The organism is Ideonella aquatica, from assembly GCF_018069755.1.
GTDB classification, from domain to species: Bacteria; Pseudomonadota; Gammaproteobacteria; order Burkholderiales; family Burkholderiaceae_C; genus Ideonella; species Ideonella aquatica.
Genome location: NZ_JAGQDE010000038.1, coordinates 1 through 17,676, shown reverse-complemented (window position 1 = coordinate 17,676; position 17,676 = coordinate 1). Strand labels below are relative to the sequence as shown.

13 protein-coding genes and 1 pseudogene are annotated in these 17,676 nt (G+C 64.7%); 13 read left to right on the top strand and 1 reads right to left on the bottom strand.

The window, feature by feature from the left end:
• Positions 1-25 precede the first annotated feature (25 nt).
• The 13 genes from KAK06_RS22670 to KAK06_RS22610 all read left to right on the top strand — a co-directional run bounded on the left by KAK06_RS22670 (position 26) and on the right by KAK06_RS22610 (position 16,192).
• The gene (locus KAK06_RS22670) at positions 26-655 is read left to right on the top strand and encodes a TraV family lipoprotein (protein ID WP_210804447.1); all 630 of its coding nucleotides are present in this window, start codon (positions 26-28) and stop codon (positions 653-655) included.
• On the top strand, positions 652-3,288 hold the full coding sequence (gene traC, locus KAK06_RS22665) for a type IV secretion system protein TraC (RefSeq protein ID WP_210804446.1): 2,637 nt from the start codon (positions 652-654) through the stop codon (positions 3,286-3,288). The genes KAK06_RS22670 and traC overlap by 4 nt, the downstream gene beginning before the upstream one ends.
• Before the next feature lie 2 nt (positions 3,289-3,290).
• Positions 3,291-3,698 (top strand): hypothetical protein, encoded by a 408-nt coding sequence (locus KAK06_RS22660; protein WP_210804445.1) that lies wholly within the window; start codon positions 3,291-3,293, stop codon positions 3,696-3,698.
• Between the two features lie 77 nt (positions 3,699-3,775).
• A complete protein-coding gene (locus KAK06_RS22655) occupies positions 3,776-4,351 on the top strand; it encodes a S26 family signal peptidase (protein WP_210804444.1) in 576 nt (191 codons plus the stop codon).
• A gap of 29 nt (positions 4,352-4,380) precedes the next feature.
• Complete coding sequence (traW, locus tag KAK06_RS22650) at positions 4,381-4,974, top strand: type-F conjugative transfer system protein TraW (protein ID WP_210804443.1); 594 nt, start codon at positions 4,381-4,383, stop codon at positions 4,972-4,974.
• Positions 4,975-5,087: 113 nt separating this feature from the next.
• Positions 5,088-6,062, top strand: coding sequence for a conjugal transfer pilus assembly protein TraU (gene traU / locus KAK06_RS22645; protein ID WP_210804442.1), 975 nt, complete (start codon positions 5,088-5,090; stop codon positions 6,060-6,062).
• A gap of 10 nt (positions 6,063-6,072) precedes the next feature.
• Positions 6,073-6,771 (top strand): type-F conjugative transfer system pilin assembly protein TrbC, encoded by a 699-nt coding sequence (gene trbC / locus KAK06_RS22640; protein ID WP_210804441.1) that lies wholly within the window; start codon positions 6,073-6,075, stop codon positions 6,769-6,771.
• A complete protein-coding gene (locus tag KAK06_RS22635) occupies positions 6,768-9,281 on the top strand; it encodes a conjugal transfer protein TraN (protein ID WP_210804440.1) in 2,514 nt (837 codons plus the stop codon). Before trbC ends, KAK06_RS22635 begins: the two co-directional genes overlap by 4 nt.
• A 10-nt stretch (positions 9,282-9,291) precedes the next feature.
• On the top strand, positions 9,292-9,699 hold the full coding sequence (locus KAK06_RS22630; RefSeq protein ID WP_210804439.1) for a hypothetical protein: 408 nt from the start codon (positions 9,292-9,294) through the stop codon (positions 9,697-9,699).
• A 19-nt stretch (positions 9,700-9,718) separates the two neighbouring features.
• Positions 9,719-10,729: a conjugal transfer protein TraF gene (locus KAK06_RS22625; protein ID WP_210804438.1), complete on the top strand. Its 1,011-nt coding sequence runs from the start codon at positions 9,719-9,721 to the stop codon at positions 10,727-10,729.
• A complete protein-coding gene (locus KAK06_RS22620; RefSeq protein ID WP_210804437.1) occupies positions 10,729-12,240 on the top strand; it encodes a conjugal transfer protein TraH in 1,512 nt (503 codons plus the stop codon). The genes KAK06_RS22625 and KAK06_RS22620 overlap by 1 nt, the downstream gene beginning before the upstream one ends.
• 37 nt (positions 12,241-12,277) lie before the next feature.
• Positions 12,278-15,196 carry a conjugal transfer protein TraG N-terminal domain-containing protein gene (locus KAK06_RS22615; protein WP_210804436.1) on the top strand — a complete coding sequence of 973 codons (2,919 nt, stop codon included), beginning with the start codon at positions 12,278-12,280 and terminating at the stop codon, positions 15,194-15,196.
• A gap of 372 nt (positions 15,197-15,568) precedes the next feature.
• The gene (locus KAK06_RS22610; RefSeq protein WP_210804435.1) at positions 15,569-16,192 is read left to right on the top strand and encodes a hypothetical protein; all 624 of its coding nucleotides are present in this window, start codon (positions 15,569-15,571) and stop codon (positions 16,190-16,192) included.
• 188 nt (positions 16,193-16,380) lie between these two features.
• On the opposite strand, the pseudogene KAK06_RS22605 reads toward KAK06_RS22610, so the two are convergent.
• Positions 16,381-17,553, bottom strand: a pseudogene (locus KAK06_RS22605) (IS1182 family transposase); the annotation flags it as partial.
• Positions 17,554-17,676: the final 123 nt, after the last annotated feature.

Genomic DNA, 17,676 nt, shown 5'->3' with positions numbered 1-17,676 from the left:
CAATCCTGCCCACTGGAGCCGTCGCATGAGATCTTCCCGTGTTGTCGATGTGCCTCTCACGCTGATGGGCGCGCTGCTCGCCGGCTGCACCAACTTGTCGGGCCTGGGCGGCACCAGTGACTTTCAATGCAAGGCACCTGAGGGCATCCCCTGTCAGAGCGTCAGCGGCGTGCATTTCAACGAGCGAGCGGGCACCCTGCCGGCACAGCGCGCCGCGGCTGGCCACTCTGCAGACGTTGGCGCACCTGGCCGCGCCCGCACACTCGCAGGCGGGTTGTCCGATGGGACTCTCGCTGCATTGACTGCAGGCGACACCGCCCAAGCGCCGGTGCTCGGTGCGATCCGCTCGGAGCCAACCGTCATCCGCATCTGGATTGCACCCTGGGAGGATGCGGACGGCGATCTCAACGACGAGAGCCGTGTCTATCTGCAGATCGACGCCGGGCGCTGGCTCATTGAGCACAACCGCGAGCGCATTCGGCGCGAGTTCGCGCCCTTGGCAGCCAGTGCAGCCCAGACCCGAAACCCCCAGATGCCGACGGTGCCGGGTGCCGCGCGGCCGGTTCAGGGAGGCGCTTCCGCGCGCACGAGCGGCGCCACAGCCGGAGCTGGCGCCCTTGGCGCCGGTGTGCCCAAGCAGGAGGGTGCGCAATGATCGATGGACTGCTCCACTCAGCCCAGTCCATGCTGAGGCAGCTCTTCGCCGCGCCCGACGACCTTGACCCCACAGAGGATGACGCCCGCCATGTGGACCTCCATGAGGACGGTGCCCGGATGTCGGACTGGTTGCCCTACAGGTCGTTTCGGGAGCACGACAAGCTCTTCATCAACCGCGACTCGCTCGGCTTCGTGCTGGAGCTCTTGCCACAGACCGGCGCTGACCAGCAGACAGCGGACCGGCTCAAGGGCTTGTACGCCAGACTGCCCACCGACGCGACGATGCAGATCCACCTGTTTGCGTCGCCCAACGTCTCGCACATCCTGCGCGACTATGCCAATTTGCGCCAGGTGGATGCAGACGCCGAGGCCGCATCCAGCCTGCTCGGAGGCAGGCCGGCCCGCAACGGCAACGTCTTCCGGCTGATGGCACGGCGCCGCTACGCCCACCTCAACCGTGGCTCGCAGCGGGCGCTGGTGGCTGGTTCGGGCTTCCTGGTGCGCGACTTCCGTCTGCTGGTCAGCGTGACCATGCCGGGGCATATCGAGAACCTGGGTGCGGTCGACCAGCTGCTCGACATTCGTGATGGCATGCGCTCCACCTTCGAGGCGGCCCGCTTTCCGAACGAGGTCCTGGGCGCCAGCGACCTGATCGACTTCGTCGCCGAGTTGCTCAATCCCGCCAAGCTGCGTGCCGCTGCCAAGGTGAACACCGAGTACGACCCCATGCGCTCCTTGGCTGACCAGTGCGTCGACCGCGACACGACTGGGGACTGGCGCAACCCGACCAAGGCGACCCTGGAGCGTCTGGGGGGCACTGAGGACCAGAAGGTCGAGCTGCGCATGCTCTCGCTGCAGCGTGCCCCCAAGCGGTTCACGCTCTGGGGGATGGGCGGGTTGATCGGTGACCTTTTCCAGGACACCTTGCAGGTGCCGTGCCCGTTCATGATCACCATGGGTGTGGTCGTCCCGGACCAGAAGTCCATGAGCAGCGCTGCAGCGGCCGAGAAGATCCAGGCCGAGCGCAATGCGAAATCGGACTTTGCGTCTCTCTCGCCCGGCATGGCCGAGAAGAACGCGGACTGGGCCGCGGCGCTCAAGGCGATGGAGGCCGGCGGCAAGCTGGTGTGGTCTTACCACCAGGTTGCGCTGTTCGCGCGGCCTGGCGAAGGCCAGCGCGCCGAGAGCGCGATCCGCGACGTCTGGCGCGCTCGTGGATTCGAGCTGGTGGTCGATGGCTACATCCAGAAGACCGCGTTGCTCCAGTCCTTGCCGATGACGCTGAGCAGACCTTTCGCCGCTGATCTGGAGCGCCTGAAGCGGCTGGACCTGCGGACCTCTGGCAACACCATCCACATGGCGCCACTGATCGCCGAGGCGCGCGGGACCGGCACGCCGACCATGCTGGGCCTGGGGCGCCGAGGTCAGCTCACCACACTGGACTTCTACGACAACCGGGAGGGTGGCAAGAACGTGTCCATCGTCGGCTCGGTCGGCTCGGGCAAGTCCACCCTGCTGCAGGAGATCGCGGCCTCCTACGCCTCCAAGGGCGCCCGCGTGCGCGTCTTCGAGGCCGGCCGGTCGTTCGAGCGCCTGACCGACCGCCTGGGCGGCGACTTCATCCGCTTCAACTCCGACAAGCTGATCTGCGTTAACCCGTTTTCCTTGGTGTCGGACCCTCGCGAGATCGATGGCGAGCTCTGCGGTGGCATCGATGACGACGTGGCGATGCTTCAGCCCTTGCTGGCCAAGATGGCCAGTCCCAACGAGTCGCTCGATCCGGCGATCTACGCCACCCTGGCCACCGTCATCAAGGAGGAGTTCCAGAGGAAGGGCCGCGCCATGACGGTGACCGACGTCATGCGCCGCTATCAGGAGGGAAGGCTTTATGAGGGCCGACCCGTTGACCAGCGCTACTTCGACATGGCGGACATGCTGGCGCCGTTTGCAGAGAACGGGCCGTACGCCAACTACTTCGAGGGACCAGCGACGCTCGACTTCAGCAACGACTTCATCGTCTTCGAGCTGCAGGAACTTTCCACGAACCCGCATCTGCGCGGCGTGGTGCAAATGATCCTGCTCTACCAGATCACCCAGGAGATGCTGGAGGAGCGCACCCGCCAGAAGCTCTTCATCATGGACGAGGCGAAAGAGGCGCTGGCCGGCTCTGGACCGGATGACCGCATCCTGGCCGAGTTCCTGGAGAAGCTCTACCTGCGTGTGCGCAAGTACAACGGCTCAGCGATCACCGCCACCCAGGACGTTGCGCACTACTTCACCTCGTCCTACGGCGCCTCGATCTGGAACCAGTCGGACTTCATCCTGATGGGCCGTCAGAGCGAGAACTCGATAGAGGCGGCGGCCAAGAGTCAGGCCATCCGCCTGGATGAAAACCTGCGGCGCCTGTTGGGTTCGATCGGGGGCGGCAGCGGGCACTTCAAGGAGTGGTACGTCCACAGCCCGCTGTTCAAGGGCGTCGTGCGCCTGGTGCTCAACCCCAGCACTCTGCTGCTGTTCTCCAACCGGCCGGAGGACAACACCCCCATTGACCAGCAGCTCGCCTGCGGCCTGGGTGTGCCCGAGGCCATCGACGCGGTACTACGAGAGCGCGGCATCGAGGAGGCGACCTGAGCATGGGTCTGCGCGACACCGTGATCAACGCCATGGTGGCCACTTCCTTGGTGGCGATTGGCATCACGGCCTACGACCGGCTGGTGCGTTCGCCCAGCACGCCGCGCCTGGCCGTGGTGGATGTCGCGCGGCTGTACAACCTGGCGGAGCGGGTGGCTGCGAGCAAGGCCGTGGGCACGCAGCGCGGGGATCAGGCCGCTGGCGCGGCGGTCGGCGCCTTGTTCCGTACCGCCGAGGACTTCGGGCCCCAGTTGGAGGGCACGCTCAAGGGACTGGCGGCCGAATGCCAATGCACCCTGGTGGCCATGGCCGCGGTGGTGGGTGAACACCCGTCCATCCCGGACTTCACGGCCGAGGCGGCGCGTCGATTGCAGTTGCAGGCAGCGCCAACGCCGGAGGGCCATCAGTGAGCAAGCCGGCTATCCCCGATGCCATGCCAGGGGCCGGTCAAGCGGCAGTCCCCCCGCGGCCGCTCGGCGAGCGCCTGATGGATCGCCTGATGATGCGCTGGCCTGTCATCCGTCGCCAGCTGCCCCGTGATCTGGCTGTCGTGCTTGTCCTGGCTGGCCTGGCACGGTATCTGGGCCTGGCCTGGGTCATGACGGACAGCGTGCACACCAGCGTCGTGCTTGTGTTCAAGAGCGTCCCCCCGCGACCGGGCGAGCTGGCTGTCTTCGCCTATGCCGGTGAGGCGATTCCTGGCTACTACCTGCACAACGCCTGGACCCGAGTCCAGCAGGCTTGGAGGCCTGCAGTCACCACCGACGGGCCGCGAAAGGGTGACGGTTTCGTCAAGTACCTGGTCGGCGTGCCTGGGGACCGCATTGAGGTGGTGGCCAACCACGTCTGGATCGTGCGACCGACAGGCGAGCGGTTCGATGCCGGCGCCTGCAAGCCGCAGTCCAGGGCGGGTGTGCCCTTGACACCCATCACACCCCAGGTGATTCCACCGGGCTACACCTACATGTGGGCGCCGCATGTCGACGCGCTCGATTCGCGCTATGCCGTTATGGGCCTGGTGCCGGCGACCGCGATCGTTGGCAAGGGGATAGCGCTGTGGTGAGCCGTGCAGCACTGTCACTGTGCTTGGCCATGGCATCAGTGTGGACGGTCAGTGCCCAGGCCCGCGACCTGGGAGCAAGAGGGCCGCTCTACGAGATCTCTGAGCCCGACCTGCTCCAGGAGATGCTTCAGGTGATGCGCGCCAAGCAGGCCAGCGGCGAGTTGCAGCGCCTGCAAGACGAGGCCAAGCGCCGGGCCATCGCGCGGGTGGAGACGCCTGCGGCGGTGCCGGGCCTGCGCCGGACGGTCAGGGCGCGCACCTTCCTCTTCGACCCGTCTGTGCGCTTCGACGAGCCCGTAGTCGACCACCAAGGTCGCATCGTCATCGCCGCGGGCACCGTGGGCAACCCTCTGCAGGCGGTTCGTCTGACCCGTGAGCTGCTTTTCTTCGATGGGCGCGACCCGGATCAAGTGAAGTTGGTCAAGGCCCGCCTGGACGAGTTGGGCACCCTGATCAAGCCCATCCTCGTGGCCGGCCAGCCTCTGGCCTTGACCCGGCAGTGGAAGGTTCAGGTCTTCTTCGACCAAGACGGGCAGCTGGTGCAGCGCTTTGGCATCCGTCAGGTGCCCGCCCGTGTTAGCCAGGACGGCTTGCGGCTGAAGGTTGAGGAGCTGCCGCTGTGAGTCCCTCACTGAGCGCAATCCAACGGCTGTGGCAGTTTGGTCTGCGGGCACTCCAACTTGGCCGATGCTGGTCCAGCCACGCCGTCGGCCTATTCGCCGGGGCGGCCTGTGCCTTGCTGATCGCCGCGCCAACGCCGGCTGTGGCCAGCGCAACGTGCTTTGGGCAGTTCCCCAACCCCATCACCGACATCTGCTGGTCCTGCATCTTTCCGCTGTCAATAGGCAACATGACCATCCTGGAATTCGACCAGGAGGACATCTCCAACCCCTCGGACCCGCTGTGCTTCTGTGCGACGCCCACGCCGCGTATCGGCATCGAGATCGGATTCTGGGAGCCGGCGCGGCTGATCGAGGTCACCCGGACGCCCTACTGCCTGGTGTCGCTGGGCGGCATCGACTTCGACCCCGGCATCGACGCACCGCGCGGCGCTCAGGACTCGCGAGCGGCCTGGGACGGCACGATGCGTGGATCGACCTACCAGGTCCACTACTACACCAACCTGATCCTGTACTACCTGGAGGTGCTGCTCGACTTTCCCTGCCTGGAGAAGGGCAGTCTGGACCTGGCCTACCTGACCGAGCTCGACCCCGCCTGGAACGACGATCAGCTCACGGCGATCCTGAACCCCGAGGCCATCCTGTTCGCCAACCCGGTGGCCCAGGCGGCCTGCGCTGCCGACTGCGTGGCTGCCTCGATCGGCTTCGGCATCAAGGAGATGATCTGGTGCGCCGGCTGCAATGGCACGGTGTACCCGCTTGACGGCCACGTGCAGGCCCATGTGGGCGGCGTCCAGGCCTCCTCACTGCTCGTGCAGCGGATGCTGGCCAAGATGCACAGGCAGATGCTGGCCTGGAGATGGCATGGCCGCGACGCGCAGTGCGGCCCGAAGCTGGCGCCACTGATGGACAAGACCGGCTACAAGACCCAGCTCGTCTATCCGGTCCCCAACACCAGCAAGGACGAGGGGCGCTGCTGCCAGCCACTGGGCAGGACCACCCAGATCTGGGGCATGGCTAAGGAGTACCCCATCAAGGGGGAGGACTTCTCCTACATGGTGTTCCGCAAGCGCAACTGCTGCGCGTGGTGAGGACCAGGCGATGACCATGACTGCAAGCTGTCGCTCTGGTCGCCCTGCGCTGTCTGCCGCGTTGGCGCTGGCGATCAGTCTGCCGGCCGCCAGCCAGCCTCTGCCGCCGGCCCGGATGCCGACCGATGCCGAGATAGCCGCAGCCATGGCCGCCAGCCGCGACCAGATGCCAGTCCTGGCGCTGCCGGTGGGCGCAGGCTCGCAAATCGACATCCAGGCGATTGCCGCCCAGGCCGAGCGCGCCACAGGCCTCGGGGCCGGTGGGCGGCCCAAGGACTCGGCTTCCCGAAGCGTGGACGGTCTGATGATCTTCGTGTCACTGTCGATGCCGCGCGCCACCCTGCAGGCGCTGGTGGAGCAGGCGGAGCGCGCGCACGCGCAACTGGTGCTGCGCGGGCTCAAGGACCGCTCGATCCGCAAGACCGCTGAAGCCGTGCGCGCGGTGCTGGGCACGCGCAAGGTGGCCTGGACGATCGACCCGCAAGCCTTTGAGCGCTTCGCGGTCGCTGCGGTGCCGACCTATGTGCTGGTCGATCCGAGGCAGCCCGTCACGATGGGCTGCGACGGGGGGCAATGCGGGCCGATGGCCTTTAGCAAGCTCACGGGCGATGTGTCGATGGACTATGCGCTACGCACCATGGAGCGAGAGGATCCGCCGTTTTCGACACTCGCCCGACGGCATCTGGCCGCCATGCGGGGCACGCGATGAGTTGGCTGCGGTTGCTTGTGGCCAAACACGCCGTCGGCCGGGTGGTGGCGGCCATCGCGCTGGTCAGCGCTTGCGCAGCGGCGGCAGCTGATCCCCAAGACGAGTTTGAAGCGGGCAAGGCCCTCGGCAAGCAGTTGGTCACTGAAACGGTCCAAGACCTGAAGTCCGGCGCCACCAAGTCGATGGTCCCCAACTACACCGACACGCCGCCGCAGGCCGACTACTACCGCAAGGGCGACCTGGTGTCGCCGGCGGCCAGTGTGCGGGCCCAGTGCCAGACTAACCCGGGCGACTCCACTTGTGCCGGGGTTGCGCTCGGCTTTGCCACTCGCCCGGCGCGAGCGATGACCTCGGCAGATCCGGCCCTGGCTGGCGCTGGTGTCGCCAAGGATCCCAGCCAGGTCCTCGGCAATGTGGCCCAGAGCTACAGCGCCTGCACCGTCGGCGCGCCAAAGCTGCTCAAGGCGGCCACCTATGAGCGCACAGGCTGCTCCGTAGAGACGGGGAGTTGGAACACCAACACGTGCGACAAGACGCTGACCGTCTTCACCAAGGACAAGTACAGCTGCGAGCAGTCGACTTGGTTCGCACAGCTCAGTGGCAGCTTGCACCTGGCCGGCACGGTCACCGTGGCCGCCTACTGCGACTGGGGGCGCAAGGACGGCCGGGTGCTGTTTCGGATCGGCGTGGGTGCCCAGTCCCGTGAGGTGACGCTGGCTGTGGACTCGCCGATCCCAGTCACCGGCCAACTGCCGCCGGTGATCACGGAGTTTGAAGGTGCCTACGGGCTCGACAGCTTCTCTGTGCAGGTCTACGTCGACGGTCCAGCCTGTGATCGCGACGGGCGCTGCCGCCTCGACTTCCACTTCCACGAGGGCTATCAGCACTGCTCGTGGGTCAATGGCGACGGTGAGGCCTTTTGCGACCCACCGGTCCCGCCGGCGGTCTTCGACCACCGCTTCAGTTGCCCGGGCGGCGAAGTGCCCGGCAATGAGCTGATCTTCGTGGAGTGTGTGGATCCGGGCGGCGACAACGGACCCAGCTGTACCGAGACGCGGGGCGACGGCGCGGCGTGTTGGGCACCAGGGGGGATGGCCTGGGCCAGGCGGCTGGGTGGCACCGAGCTCAGCCCCTACCACGAGGCAGGCAGCTCCAGCCCCACCTCGGAGTACTTCGTCGTTCCGTCCGGCCCGACGCGCACGCTGGTGGAGTCGATGGACAAGCCCCACATCGACCACATTGCGGGGGACTATTGGGAAAACGCCTGCGCGCCCTACGAGGCCAAGACCGTCGCCCTGCCGCCCGACGGCGTAAACCCGGATCCGCCGATCGCACTTCCGGCGCTGTCGTTGCTCGCTACCGCCCAGTGCGTACGCATGGACAGCGTCTGCATCGAGGGCGAGGGCACACGTGACATCGAGGGCGTGCCGGTCTACCGGGCCTGCTGGAAGTGGCGGGCTCGCTTTGACTGCACCACGCTGGGACAGCCCTCGACCTGCAGTGACCCGAGGCTACTGGCTTGCAGCCAGTACGGCGGCATGAGCTGCCAGAGCTTCGACGCCCAGGGCCACTGCCTTAGCGCGAGCGCGCAGTTCGACTGCAAGACCGCTGACGCCGTCTACGAGCAACCCATGGAGTGTGGGGGCCAGAGCTACTGCTACGGTGGTTCTTGCTACGACAAGTCCTACAGCCAGGACCAGGACTTCGCCAAGGCGATCACGATGATGGAGGCCCAGCGCGAGTCCGGACGCTACCTGGACCCGGCAGCGATGAAGATCTTCCAGGGCACGGACAACCGCTGCGATCGCGAGCTATGGGGCCTGAAGAACTGCTGCAAAGGTGGCGGCACCAACGCCTTTGCGGCATTCAACACGCTCAGCGTGGCCAGCGGCGCGGTAGGAATGGTCGGCAAGGCGGCGTTTTCCAGCTACACCTATGACGCGCTCTTCACCTCCGAGGCGCCGAGTTGGGTGATCTCCGGCTTTGAGGGGTTGTTTGGCACCGGACTGGACTCGGGACTGGCGGGGGTGCTGGCCGGCAACCTCGGTGTGGGTGACTTCCTGACCAGCCTGGTGCCCGGGCCCTGGTCTCTCGCCATGCTGGCGATCCAGCTCTCCGGTTTGCTCGACTGCCCGGCCTCGAGCCAGACCACGGCCATGAAGCGCGATGCCAAGCTGTGCCACGACATGGGCGACTACTGCTCGGACCGCGACCTCTTCGGCGGCTGCATCACGCGCACCCAGACCTACTGTTGCTATCCGTCCAGGCTGGCTCGGATCATCAACGAGCAGGGTCGACCTCAGCTCGCTCGCGGCTGGGGCACCCCCAAGGCGCCGATCTGTGACGGCTTCACGATCGCCGAGCTGCAGGCGCTCGACTTCAGCCGGATGGACCTCAGCGAGTTCTACGCCGAGATCGTTCCCACCCAGGCTGACCTGGGCGGCCTGCAGTCCGAGGCCATCAAGAAGCAGATGGCCTGCTACTACGGGGGAGGCTCCTGTGCCCAGTGACGATTACCCAATGAGTTGGCGCACGGCGCTGGCCGGTGCCGTGCTGTCCTGCGGGCTGTTGCCGGCGCTGGCCCAGCCGACGGGCACCAGGGAGGAGGTCACCACGATTCGGCCACTGCTCATCGCTGCCATCCAGCAGGGGAGGGCGATTGGCGCTCTGGGCGCTGGCGTCGCCCAAGGCATGGCAGAGGTGTTTCGCAGCCGAAAGCCCATCGAGGTCGATGTCGAGCGTACTGCATGGCTGAAGGAGCCCGGCTGCGCACGGCTCAAGGTCACAACCCGCCAGGCTGCTGTGGTCGTCCCGGTGGGCAAGGATCCGAAGAGCGTGACCAGCGACCAGCAGCTGGTCTACGCGATCAGCTACTGCGAGTCGGGCATCTTCCCGAACGAGCCGCTGGCCATGGCCAGCGACCGTTAGCGCCGGCAGGAGACAGTCGATGCACCTGATCATCACCTCAACGCCTCCCGGCCGCCTTGGCCAGGCAGCCCTGCGTCTGGCCCTCGCTCTCATGATTGGTTGCCTCACCAGCTGGTCGACGCTGGCCATCGCCGCACCTCAGTCCAGTGGGCGGGCCGTCGCCGGGAACGCTGACCGCGGCGGCTACTGGCAGAGCCACCGTGATGGTTGGTTCTGGTACCAGGATCCCGAGATGGAGCCAGAGAAGCCGCCACAGGCCCAGCCTGCCACGCCAGCCGCGCTCACAGCCGACGATCGCGACCTGGAGGAGTTCAAGGCCTTCCAACAGCGCCTGGAGCGCAGCCTCAATGCCGCCATCATCAACCCCAACGAGGCCAACCTGGGGCGCTTTCTGGAGCTGTGGGCGGAGTCGCGCCGCAAAGCGTCAACCTTCACTGACCTGGCACAGGCCGTGGCCATGAGGATGCCCTGGGTTGACGAGACGGCCCAAGGCACCCGACCACCCAACCCGGCGGCCCAGCGGGTGTTCGATCAGGTCCAGTCCCAGCAGAACGACGACCTGATGCGGTCCCTCTCGCGCACCCATGGCTTGTACTTCTTCTTCCGAGGCGACTGCGCCTACTGCCACGCCTTCTCGCCCATGCTCAAGCAGTTCGAGCAGAAGTATGGGTTCACGGTGTTCGCGATCAGCATGGATGGTGCGGGCCTCCCGCTGTTCCCGCGGCCAGCCCGGGATAGCGGCCAAGCTGCCCGGGTGATGGAGTCACTGGGCATCCCTGCCGAGCAGTTCCAGGTCCCCTTCACCGTGCTGGCACAGCCCGGTGCGCGTGAGGTCCTGCCGGTGGGATTCGGTCCGATGACCGCGGGCGAGTTGGTCGAGCGCATTGCGCTGCTGGTGCGCATGCGCGACGAGCCCGGCAGCAACGCCGCCACACCGGTGATGAACAGCCTCGGCGGGTCTCGCCAGCGCGCCGCCTCGCTAGTTCTGCGTGCGGGGGCGCAGGGGTATCAACCCCTGAGAGTTCAGTGATGCATGACCGGAACCACACCATGCTGAGTCAGGCCAATGCGGCGCGAGCTCGCTCGGGCGTCACGTGCCGACGCACCTGCATCGCCGTCGCCTTGATCTGGAGCCTGGAGTTCTCTGGCGTCGCCCGGGCCGCTGATCTCAATGCTCAGATGCAGCAGATGTTCAACGACATGGGCGCCATGGCCAACGTGTCCGGGCCAGGCGCCTTCAGAAGCCAGGCGCAGAACATCTACACGGGTGGAGAGCTGCAGATGCGGGCGCCTACCCGCAACTATCAGCTGTGGAGCGTCACGCTGCCGAGCATCAATGCCGGCTGCGGAGGGATCGACGCCTACCTCGGCAGCTTCAGCCACATCAACTCGGCCCAGTTCAAGGCCATGCTGCAGCAGATCGGCGCGAACACGGTCGGTCTGCTGTTCAAGGCAGCGCTCAAGAGCATCAACCCGCTGATTGAGGGCACCCTCGGCGATCTTGAGAAGACCATTGCGCAGTTCAACAACTTCAGCCGCAACAGCTGTCAGATGTCGAACAGCCTGGTCAATGGCATGTCGGGTGTTTTCGACATCAACAGCTACAGCGCCTGCGTGGCCATGGCCAAGGCCTACTACGGCGAGGACGAGCCCGCGGCCCAGGCGCGCTGCAAGGACAGCGCTCCAGCGGTGAACACCGACGTCAAGGGCAGCTCGGACCCAGACGTCAAGCAACTGGCACAGCGGGACATGAACCTGGTGTGGGAGGCGCTGAGCCAGAGCAGCTTCACAAAGGACGAGAAGGAGGCCTTCATGAACATTGCGGGCTCGGTGCTGCTGTACAAGGCGGCCAACAATGGTGGTTCACCCATTCCGCCCAGGCCTGTCAGCCCACCAATCGACAACCTCACCGTATTGCTGAACGGCAACGCGCCCGGCAACTCGGCCGACACCGTGATGGTCAAGGGTTGGTGGAGTTGTCCTGACACCGACTGCATGTCACCCGCAGCGGTGGACAAGGAGCTCACGCCGTTCCCGACCTATGTGCGTCAGACCTTGGAAGGCCTTCGGGACGCGCTCAGTGAAAAGAAGACCCCCACGGCGGAACAGATCCGCTTTGTCAACATGACCACGGTGCCGGTCTACAAGATGTTGACGGTGGGCTTTGTTGCCGATTCGGCCCATCGAGACAGCTATCTCTCGGACCTGCTGATCCACCGCTACGCCAAGGTCATCGCCTACGACTACGCCTACACCTTCCTGTCGAGAGGGCTACGCGACGTGCGGGTCTACCTCTCTGCAGCGCGCCTGCAATCCGCCGTCGAGGAGGAGCAGGCGAAGGATCTGCGTGGCCGCATCGACGCGATGCTCCTGGCCATCGATGGCGAGCGCAAGACCGCGTTGGAGCGCGTGCCTGCCATGAACGCTGTCGTCGAAGATATCCAGCACATCGAGCGTCAGATGCGACTGAACCTGCCCAGCACGGTGCGCAACATGATCGACTTCTCCAACCTCATGACCGGCAAGGGCACGCGGGGCTGATGGGCCAACTACAGCGAACCGGAGTGCGGACGAGCCCATGGTCACGCAGACCCTGACCATCTACGCCTACGGCAACGTGGATGCCCTCCATGGCATCCTCAACGCGATCGCCATGGTCATGAGTGCGAATGACTTCGCCGACATGATCCGCGTCGCGGTGATCGTTGGGTTCGTCTCGGTCGCGATCCTGGCCATGCTTCCGGGCAACCTGCAAAAGGGCTGGAACTGGTTCATGACGGTAGCGGTGCTTTCTGGTGTGCTGCTCGTCCCCAAGGCGAACGTGTCCATCGAAGACAAGCTCGGCTTGCAGCCCCCGGTGGTGGTGCAAAACGTTCCATGGGGGCTGGCGCTGTTGGGTACCGTGAAGTCGAGCATTGGGTCGACGCTCACGCAGATGTTCGAGACCGCTTTCCAGACGATTCCCGGCGATCTGGCACTGCCGGCGGAGCTGGGCTACCTCGAGCACGGGGTGCTCTTTGGCAACAGGCTTGTCAGGGCCTCGCGCGAGGCGGAGTTCACGGCGCTGGTGACCCAGAGTGACACGCTGAACTACCTGCGCAACTGTGTCTTTCCAACACTCGCCAGGGAGGCCAACCCAGGCGCCTTCGAGCGATCGCCCAATCTCTTGGCCGACATCGAGGTCACCAATCCTGCGCTGTTCAGCCCCTACCACGACAGCAACGGTGACACCCAGCTGGGTACTTGCCCCGAGGTCTACGGCAAGCTGCACAAGAATCTCATGGGGCAGGGTCGGCAGGCTCTGGAAGCCATGGCGCAAAGGCTCTATCCGGGTCAGGACAGTGCGCAGGCGATTGCAAAGGCCGAAGGCAGCCTGCTCGCGATCTACGGAAAGAGCCAGCTTGCGAACGTGGGTCTCACGGCGGCCGAAGTCATGGTGCAGAACATCTTGATCAATGCCACTGCAGACGCTTCAGCCTTGTACGGGGCGTCGCTGGATGATCCTGCGCTGATGATGTTCGCGTCGATGCGGTCCCAAGCCATTGCCCAGACCAATGCGGGCTGGCTGGTACAGGGTCGCATCGCCGAGGAGGTACTGCCCCTGGTGCGCAACGTGACCGAGGCCATCCTCTACGCGATGTTTCCGGTGCTGTGCATCCTGGCCGTCGCTTCCGAGGGCCAGGCCCTGGCCAAACTGCTCAAGGGCTACATCCTGGTCATGATCTGGGTTGAGCTGTGGCCACCCATGTTCGCAGTGGTCAACTACCTGCAGACCCTGGAGTCAGCCAAGAGTCTGGCGGCGGCGGCGGCTATTGGTGGCACCCAGGCGCTGTCTCTGCAGTCCGCAACGGGCATCTACTCAACGGCTATCTCTGAAGTGGCGGTGGCGTCTTGGATGGTGACCTTCGTTCCAGTTCTGGCGGCAGCCATCCTCCTTGGCTTCGAGAAGGTCATGGCCGTGGCTGGAGCCAGTGGCGTCGGTGGCGGCTCGGCCGCCAGCTCGACGGCGGCACAGGGCGCGCATGGCAATCTGCAGCTCGGCAACATGAGCTACGGCCAGCAGGAGTTATCCGAGTACCGCTCGGACTCGGCCGTGCGGCGCACCAGTGGTCTGGGTGGCCAGTCGGCGACCCATTTGCTCTCTGGCGAGACGATCGACCAGTACGCCCAGTCCTCAGGGCCGGTCAGCGTCAAGGATTCGGCTGGCTGGGGTCAACGGATGTCCGAGAGTGCAGCAGCTGCGACAGAGCAAGCCACCCAACATCAGAAGGCCTACGAGGCATCGCTGGGCAATGCATTCACGCAAGCGCTGACACTGGCCAGGACTGGGAGCGCAGGCGCGACACGTGGGCTCGGGTTCGACGTGTCGACGTTGGGGGACAACGGGCTCGCGACAAGCGACACAGCCCGCTCTGCCGAGAGAATAGCGAAGCAGTTCGGTATCGCTGACTCGTCGGCGGTTCAGAAAGCGCTCACCGCTGGTGTTGGCGCGCCGATTCCAGTGCTCAGCTTTGGGGGCAAATTGAGCACCCAGGAAACAGAGCAACTGAGCAATGCCATTCAGAGTGAACGGAGTTCGCTGCATGACCTGAGCGTTCAACGTCAGGAGCGCTTGGTCAATGCCTTCCGGAGCGGCAGCAGCTTTGAGTCAACTCGAAGGTCAAATCGCGAAGCTGCGGACCGTATCGATGCGTCGATGCGCGATGCGGCAACGTCAAGGGAGTTGGCAAGCGCAAGTCTCGCCGAGAGTCGCCGGTACCAAGAGGCCAGTGAGAAATACGAGGCATTCTCCCGGTCCGGCGAGGCGAACTGGGCGAACGAGTTCTACCAGTTTGCTCGGGCACGCGGCGTAGAGCCTTCCCAGGGCCGCGCATCAACAGCTCACCTCAAGTCCTTGCTGCAGGAATTCGTGGCCTCGGGCGAGGTCTTCAAGAGTGACGCAGGCGAATCTTTCTGGGTTCCCCATCAGGGGCAGGGTCCCAACGTCCAGCAGGATCGACTGAACTTCACGCCGGCAGCCTTGCGAAGTCATCAGCAACAGGCCAACCCTGGCGGGGGGCGCCAGGCGGTCGAACTGGCACACGAGGCCGGCAGTATGCGCGTCCAGGCTGGATGGCGTCAGCAGGGCGTGTCGCCTGCGCAAGCCGTGGGAGGATCAGACCTTGGTGCGCAAGTTGCCGCCGGACAAGGTGGAGCACAGCAGGCCAGCCAGGCTGCACGTGCAAAGTTGGACAGCACAGCGGGGGCGACCCAAGTTGACTGGGATAGCCGTATTGATTCGACCAGCACCGGGCACGATCCCGTGTACTCGTCGAATCCGATTACCCAAGAACACACGCCGAACAAGGCTCAAAAAGGAGTGCATTCGCCCGAGGCGTCGACATTTCCGCAGCAGGCAGAGAATGTCCGGAAAGCGAAGGCAGCTGACGCAGAGGCCAAACAAGAACAGATGGGAGTGTACCCACCTCGAATTCCAACGGGCCCCAATGATCAGTAGCGACTCTGACGACAGTCGCCGGAGCGCGATGCACCCTAGGCGGGTCGATCAAACGTCTCCTGCTCTTGATTCCACCGCCAGAGGTCGTCATCGTCGAACAGCACCGGCTTCGCGTGGGAGGCAGACGAAGTCGCCCTTGTTGCGTCACCGTGAATGTCGGCGCTGTGGTCAGTAGCCTCGTTGGAGATATCACTCCTGAGATGTCGGCGCTGCGCAACTCCTTGTTGGGGAACAAAGAGGTCAAGTAGCAGAAAGAGGTTGTCACTTGCGAGCGACATCCAGTTGCGCAGCCCATTCATGGCGGTTGCTCCGATTCGGTTCCAATAGTACACCTACTGTTCAAACATCCAGCAAGCCATTTGGGAGGAAGAGATGAAGAACTGCTTGTTGCTGCCGTCGGCCCTGCTGTTGGCCGTGTGGACCTTTGGTGCAGCGAACGCCCAGACACTGTCTGAAGACCTTCGCCCGACGACCGCTGACGACTCATGCGAGTTTGGCTACCGACTTGCCAGCGATGAACTTTGGGAGTCTGCGGCCATTCAGCGACGCTCGGATCGCATGATCGACCTCGCCCTGCAGAAGGCCATCACGTACTGCAAGAACGGGGACAGCCTAATGGTTGCCCGCGGCGGCCCCAACGCCCGCGGATATGTCCATGACTACTTCTCCGTCGCAGCGCTGCTCTGCCGACGTCCTGACATCCAAGAGACCAAGAAGCCGCCACTGCAACCAGGACAGCAGGCCGTTATCGAGTTCCGCTGCACGATCACCAAGGTCGATGCCCTGAAGGCCAAGGTCGCCCGCGGGGAACCGCTGTTCAAGTGGCCCAACGACTTCGTCGATCCAAGGCCTGGAGACAACGTGCCGCGACCTGGCGAAGCGCAAGCCGGAGTGAGCACGCAGCCACCCAAGGCGAACGCGGACTGTAAGGACCCCAAGTCTCCCCATTACGCGGACCGCTGCGGTATCTCGCCCGCGAGCCCGCCTAAGAACTGAGCGGCAGGGAAAGACTGGTTGCGGTCTGTCAGTCGTCACCCGATGTACGACCGCTCCCGCTGGAGGCTGTGTGAGAACGCGCCTCGAAGCCATCCAGGGTCGAACAGCGTCACCGGCCCATCGCAGCCATACAGTGGGTGGCACGCAAGTCGAGGCGCCTGGAGCGTTGAAAAAGGGCATTTCGAGGCTCACGCCCCGGCCATTTGCACCGCCTTCATCGCCTTTGTCATGCCAAGCACCGCAATCAATCGCTTGAGGTTGTAAGCGAGCACGTGGAGGCTCATTTCGGTGCTGACGTTCGGCAGCGTCCGAGTCAGGAAGTGCGTAGACCCCATCCAGTGCTTCAGTGTTCCGAAGACGTGTTCCACGGCGCGCCTTCGCACGATCATCGCGTCAGGACTTCGCAAGAGTCGTCGCTGCACGGCTTCGAGGACATCCTCGTGTTCCCAGCGCGAAATTCGTCGGTAGTCGCTCGGCGTGCATCGGTCCTTCATCGGACATCCCGGACACGCACTGCTCCAGTAGCGACGCAGTATCAGGTCGTGCTCCTCGCGGGTGAAGCGGTACTTCGCTCGTTGTCCGGCCGGGCATCAGTACTCATCGACCCTGGCGATGTAGATGAAGTCCGATTTGTCGAAGCGCCCCTCGGCCTTGGCGTTCGAGGTCGTCGGCTTGGGCAGGACTGCCGCGATACCGGCGTCGTCGCAGGCCTTGATCTGTGGTCCGCTGAAGTAGCCACGATCAGCAACGGCCGTCAGCTTGTGCCTTTGCATCGCCTCGCGCGCGGCTTTCGCCATGGGCGCGAGCTGCGTTCGGTCGTGGCCTTCGTTCGTGACTTGGTGGGCAACGATGAAGTGATGCTTCGTCTCGACCGCGGCCTGAACGTTGTAGCCCACGATGCCCGAGCCTCTGCCGCTCGTTGCCATGGACCTGGCGTCCTTATCCGTGAGCGAGATCTGGCCTTCCGGCGCGCTTGCGAGCCGCTTCTCGATGTCCACCATGCGCCGCATCTGCTCACGCATCGTCTGGACCTTGCGCTCCAGGTGTTCGGAGCGGGCTCGGAACTCTGGCGTATCCGGCCCGCGATCGGCTGTCTCCAGCGCGACCAGGTAGCGATGGATGCTCTCCTCGATTTGCTCCTTGCGCTTCTGGACCTTGGCCGGCGTGAAATTGGCGTCGCGCGTATTGACGGCCTTGAACTTGCTGCCGTCGATGGCCACGACGGCCTGCGTGAAGAGCTTGAGGTCGCGGCAGAGGACAACGAAGCGGCGGCAGACGTTGGCAATGCCTGTACCGCTGTCACGCCGGAAGTCGGCGATGGTCTTGAAGTCCGGCGCCAGGCGACCTGTGAGCCACATTATTGATCCGGCATTGAAATGTTGAACTTTTCCGGACGCGTAGAGTCTGACCCTGCATGGACAAGATCGACTCTCGAACGCTGCCGCTGGAGGCCCTCAACGAGCGCAGGCGCCGGGCGGTGAAGA

Bases quoted from the DNA above. Each gene is read 5' to 3' on its own strand.
- KAK06_RS22670 (WP_210804447.1), top strand. From the start codon at position 26: ATGAGATCTTCCCGTGTTGTCGATGTGCCTCTCACGCTGATGGGCGCG.
- traC (WP_210804446.1), top strand. From the start codon at position 652: ATGATCGATGGACTGCTCCACTCAGCCCAGTCCATGCTGAGGCAGCTC.
- KAK06_RS22660 (WP_210804445.1), top strand. From the start codon at position 3,291: ATGGGTCTGCGCGACACCGTGATCAACGCCATGGTGGCCACTTCCTTG.
- KAK06_RS22655 (WP_210804444.1), top strand. From the start codon at position 3,776: ATGGATCGCCTGATGATGCGCTGGCCTGTCATCCGTCGCCAGCTGCCC.
- traW (WP_210804443.1), top strand. From the start codon at position 4,381: ATGGCATCAGTGTGGACGGTCAGTGCCCAGGCCCGCGACCTGGGAGCA.
- trbC (WP_210804441.1), top strand. From the start codon at position 6,073: ATGACCATGACTGCAAGCTGTCGCTCTGGTCGCCCTGCGCTGTCTGCC.
- KAK06_RS22635 (WP_210804440.1), top strand. From the start codon at position 6,768: ATGAGTTGGCTGCGGTTGCTTGTGGCCAAACACGCCGTCGGCCGGGTG.
- KAK06_RS22630 (WP_210804439.1), top strand. From the start codon at position 9,292: ATGAGTTGGCGCACGGCGCTGGCCGGTGCCGTGCTGTCCTGCGGGCTG.
- KAK06_RS22625 (WP_210804438.1), top strand. From the start codon at position 9,719: ATGCACCTGATCATCACCTCAACGCCTCCCGGCCGCCTTGGCCAGGCA.
- KAK06_RS22620 (WP_210804437.1), top strand. From the start codon at position 10,729: ATGCATGACCGGAACCACACCATGCTGAGTCAGGCCAATGCGGCGCGA.
- KAK06_RS22615 (WP_210804436.1), top strand. From the start codon at position 12,278: ATGGTCACGCAGACCCTGACCATCTACGCCTACGGCAACGTGGATGCC.
- KAK06_RS22610 (WP_210804435.1), top strand. From the start codon at position 15,569: ATGAAGAACTGCTTGTTGCTGCCGTCGGCCCTGCTGTTGGCCGTGTGG.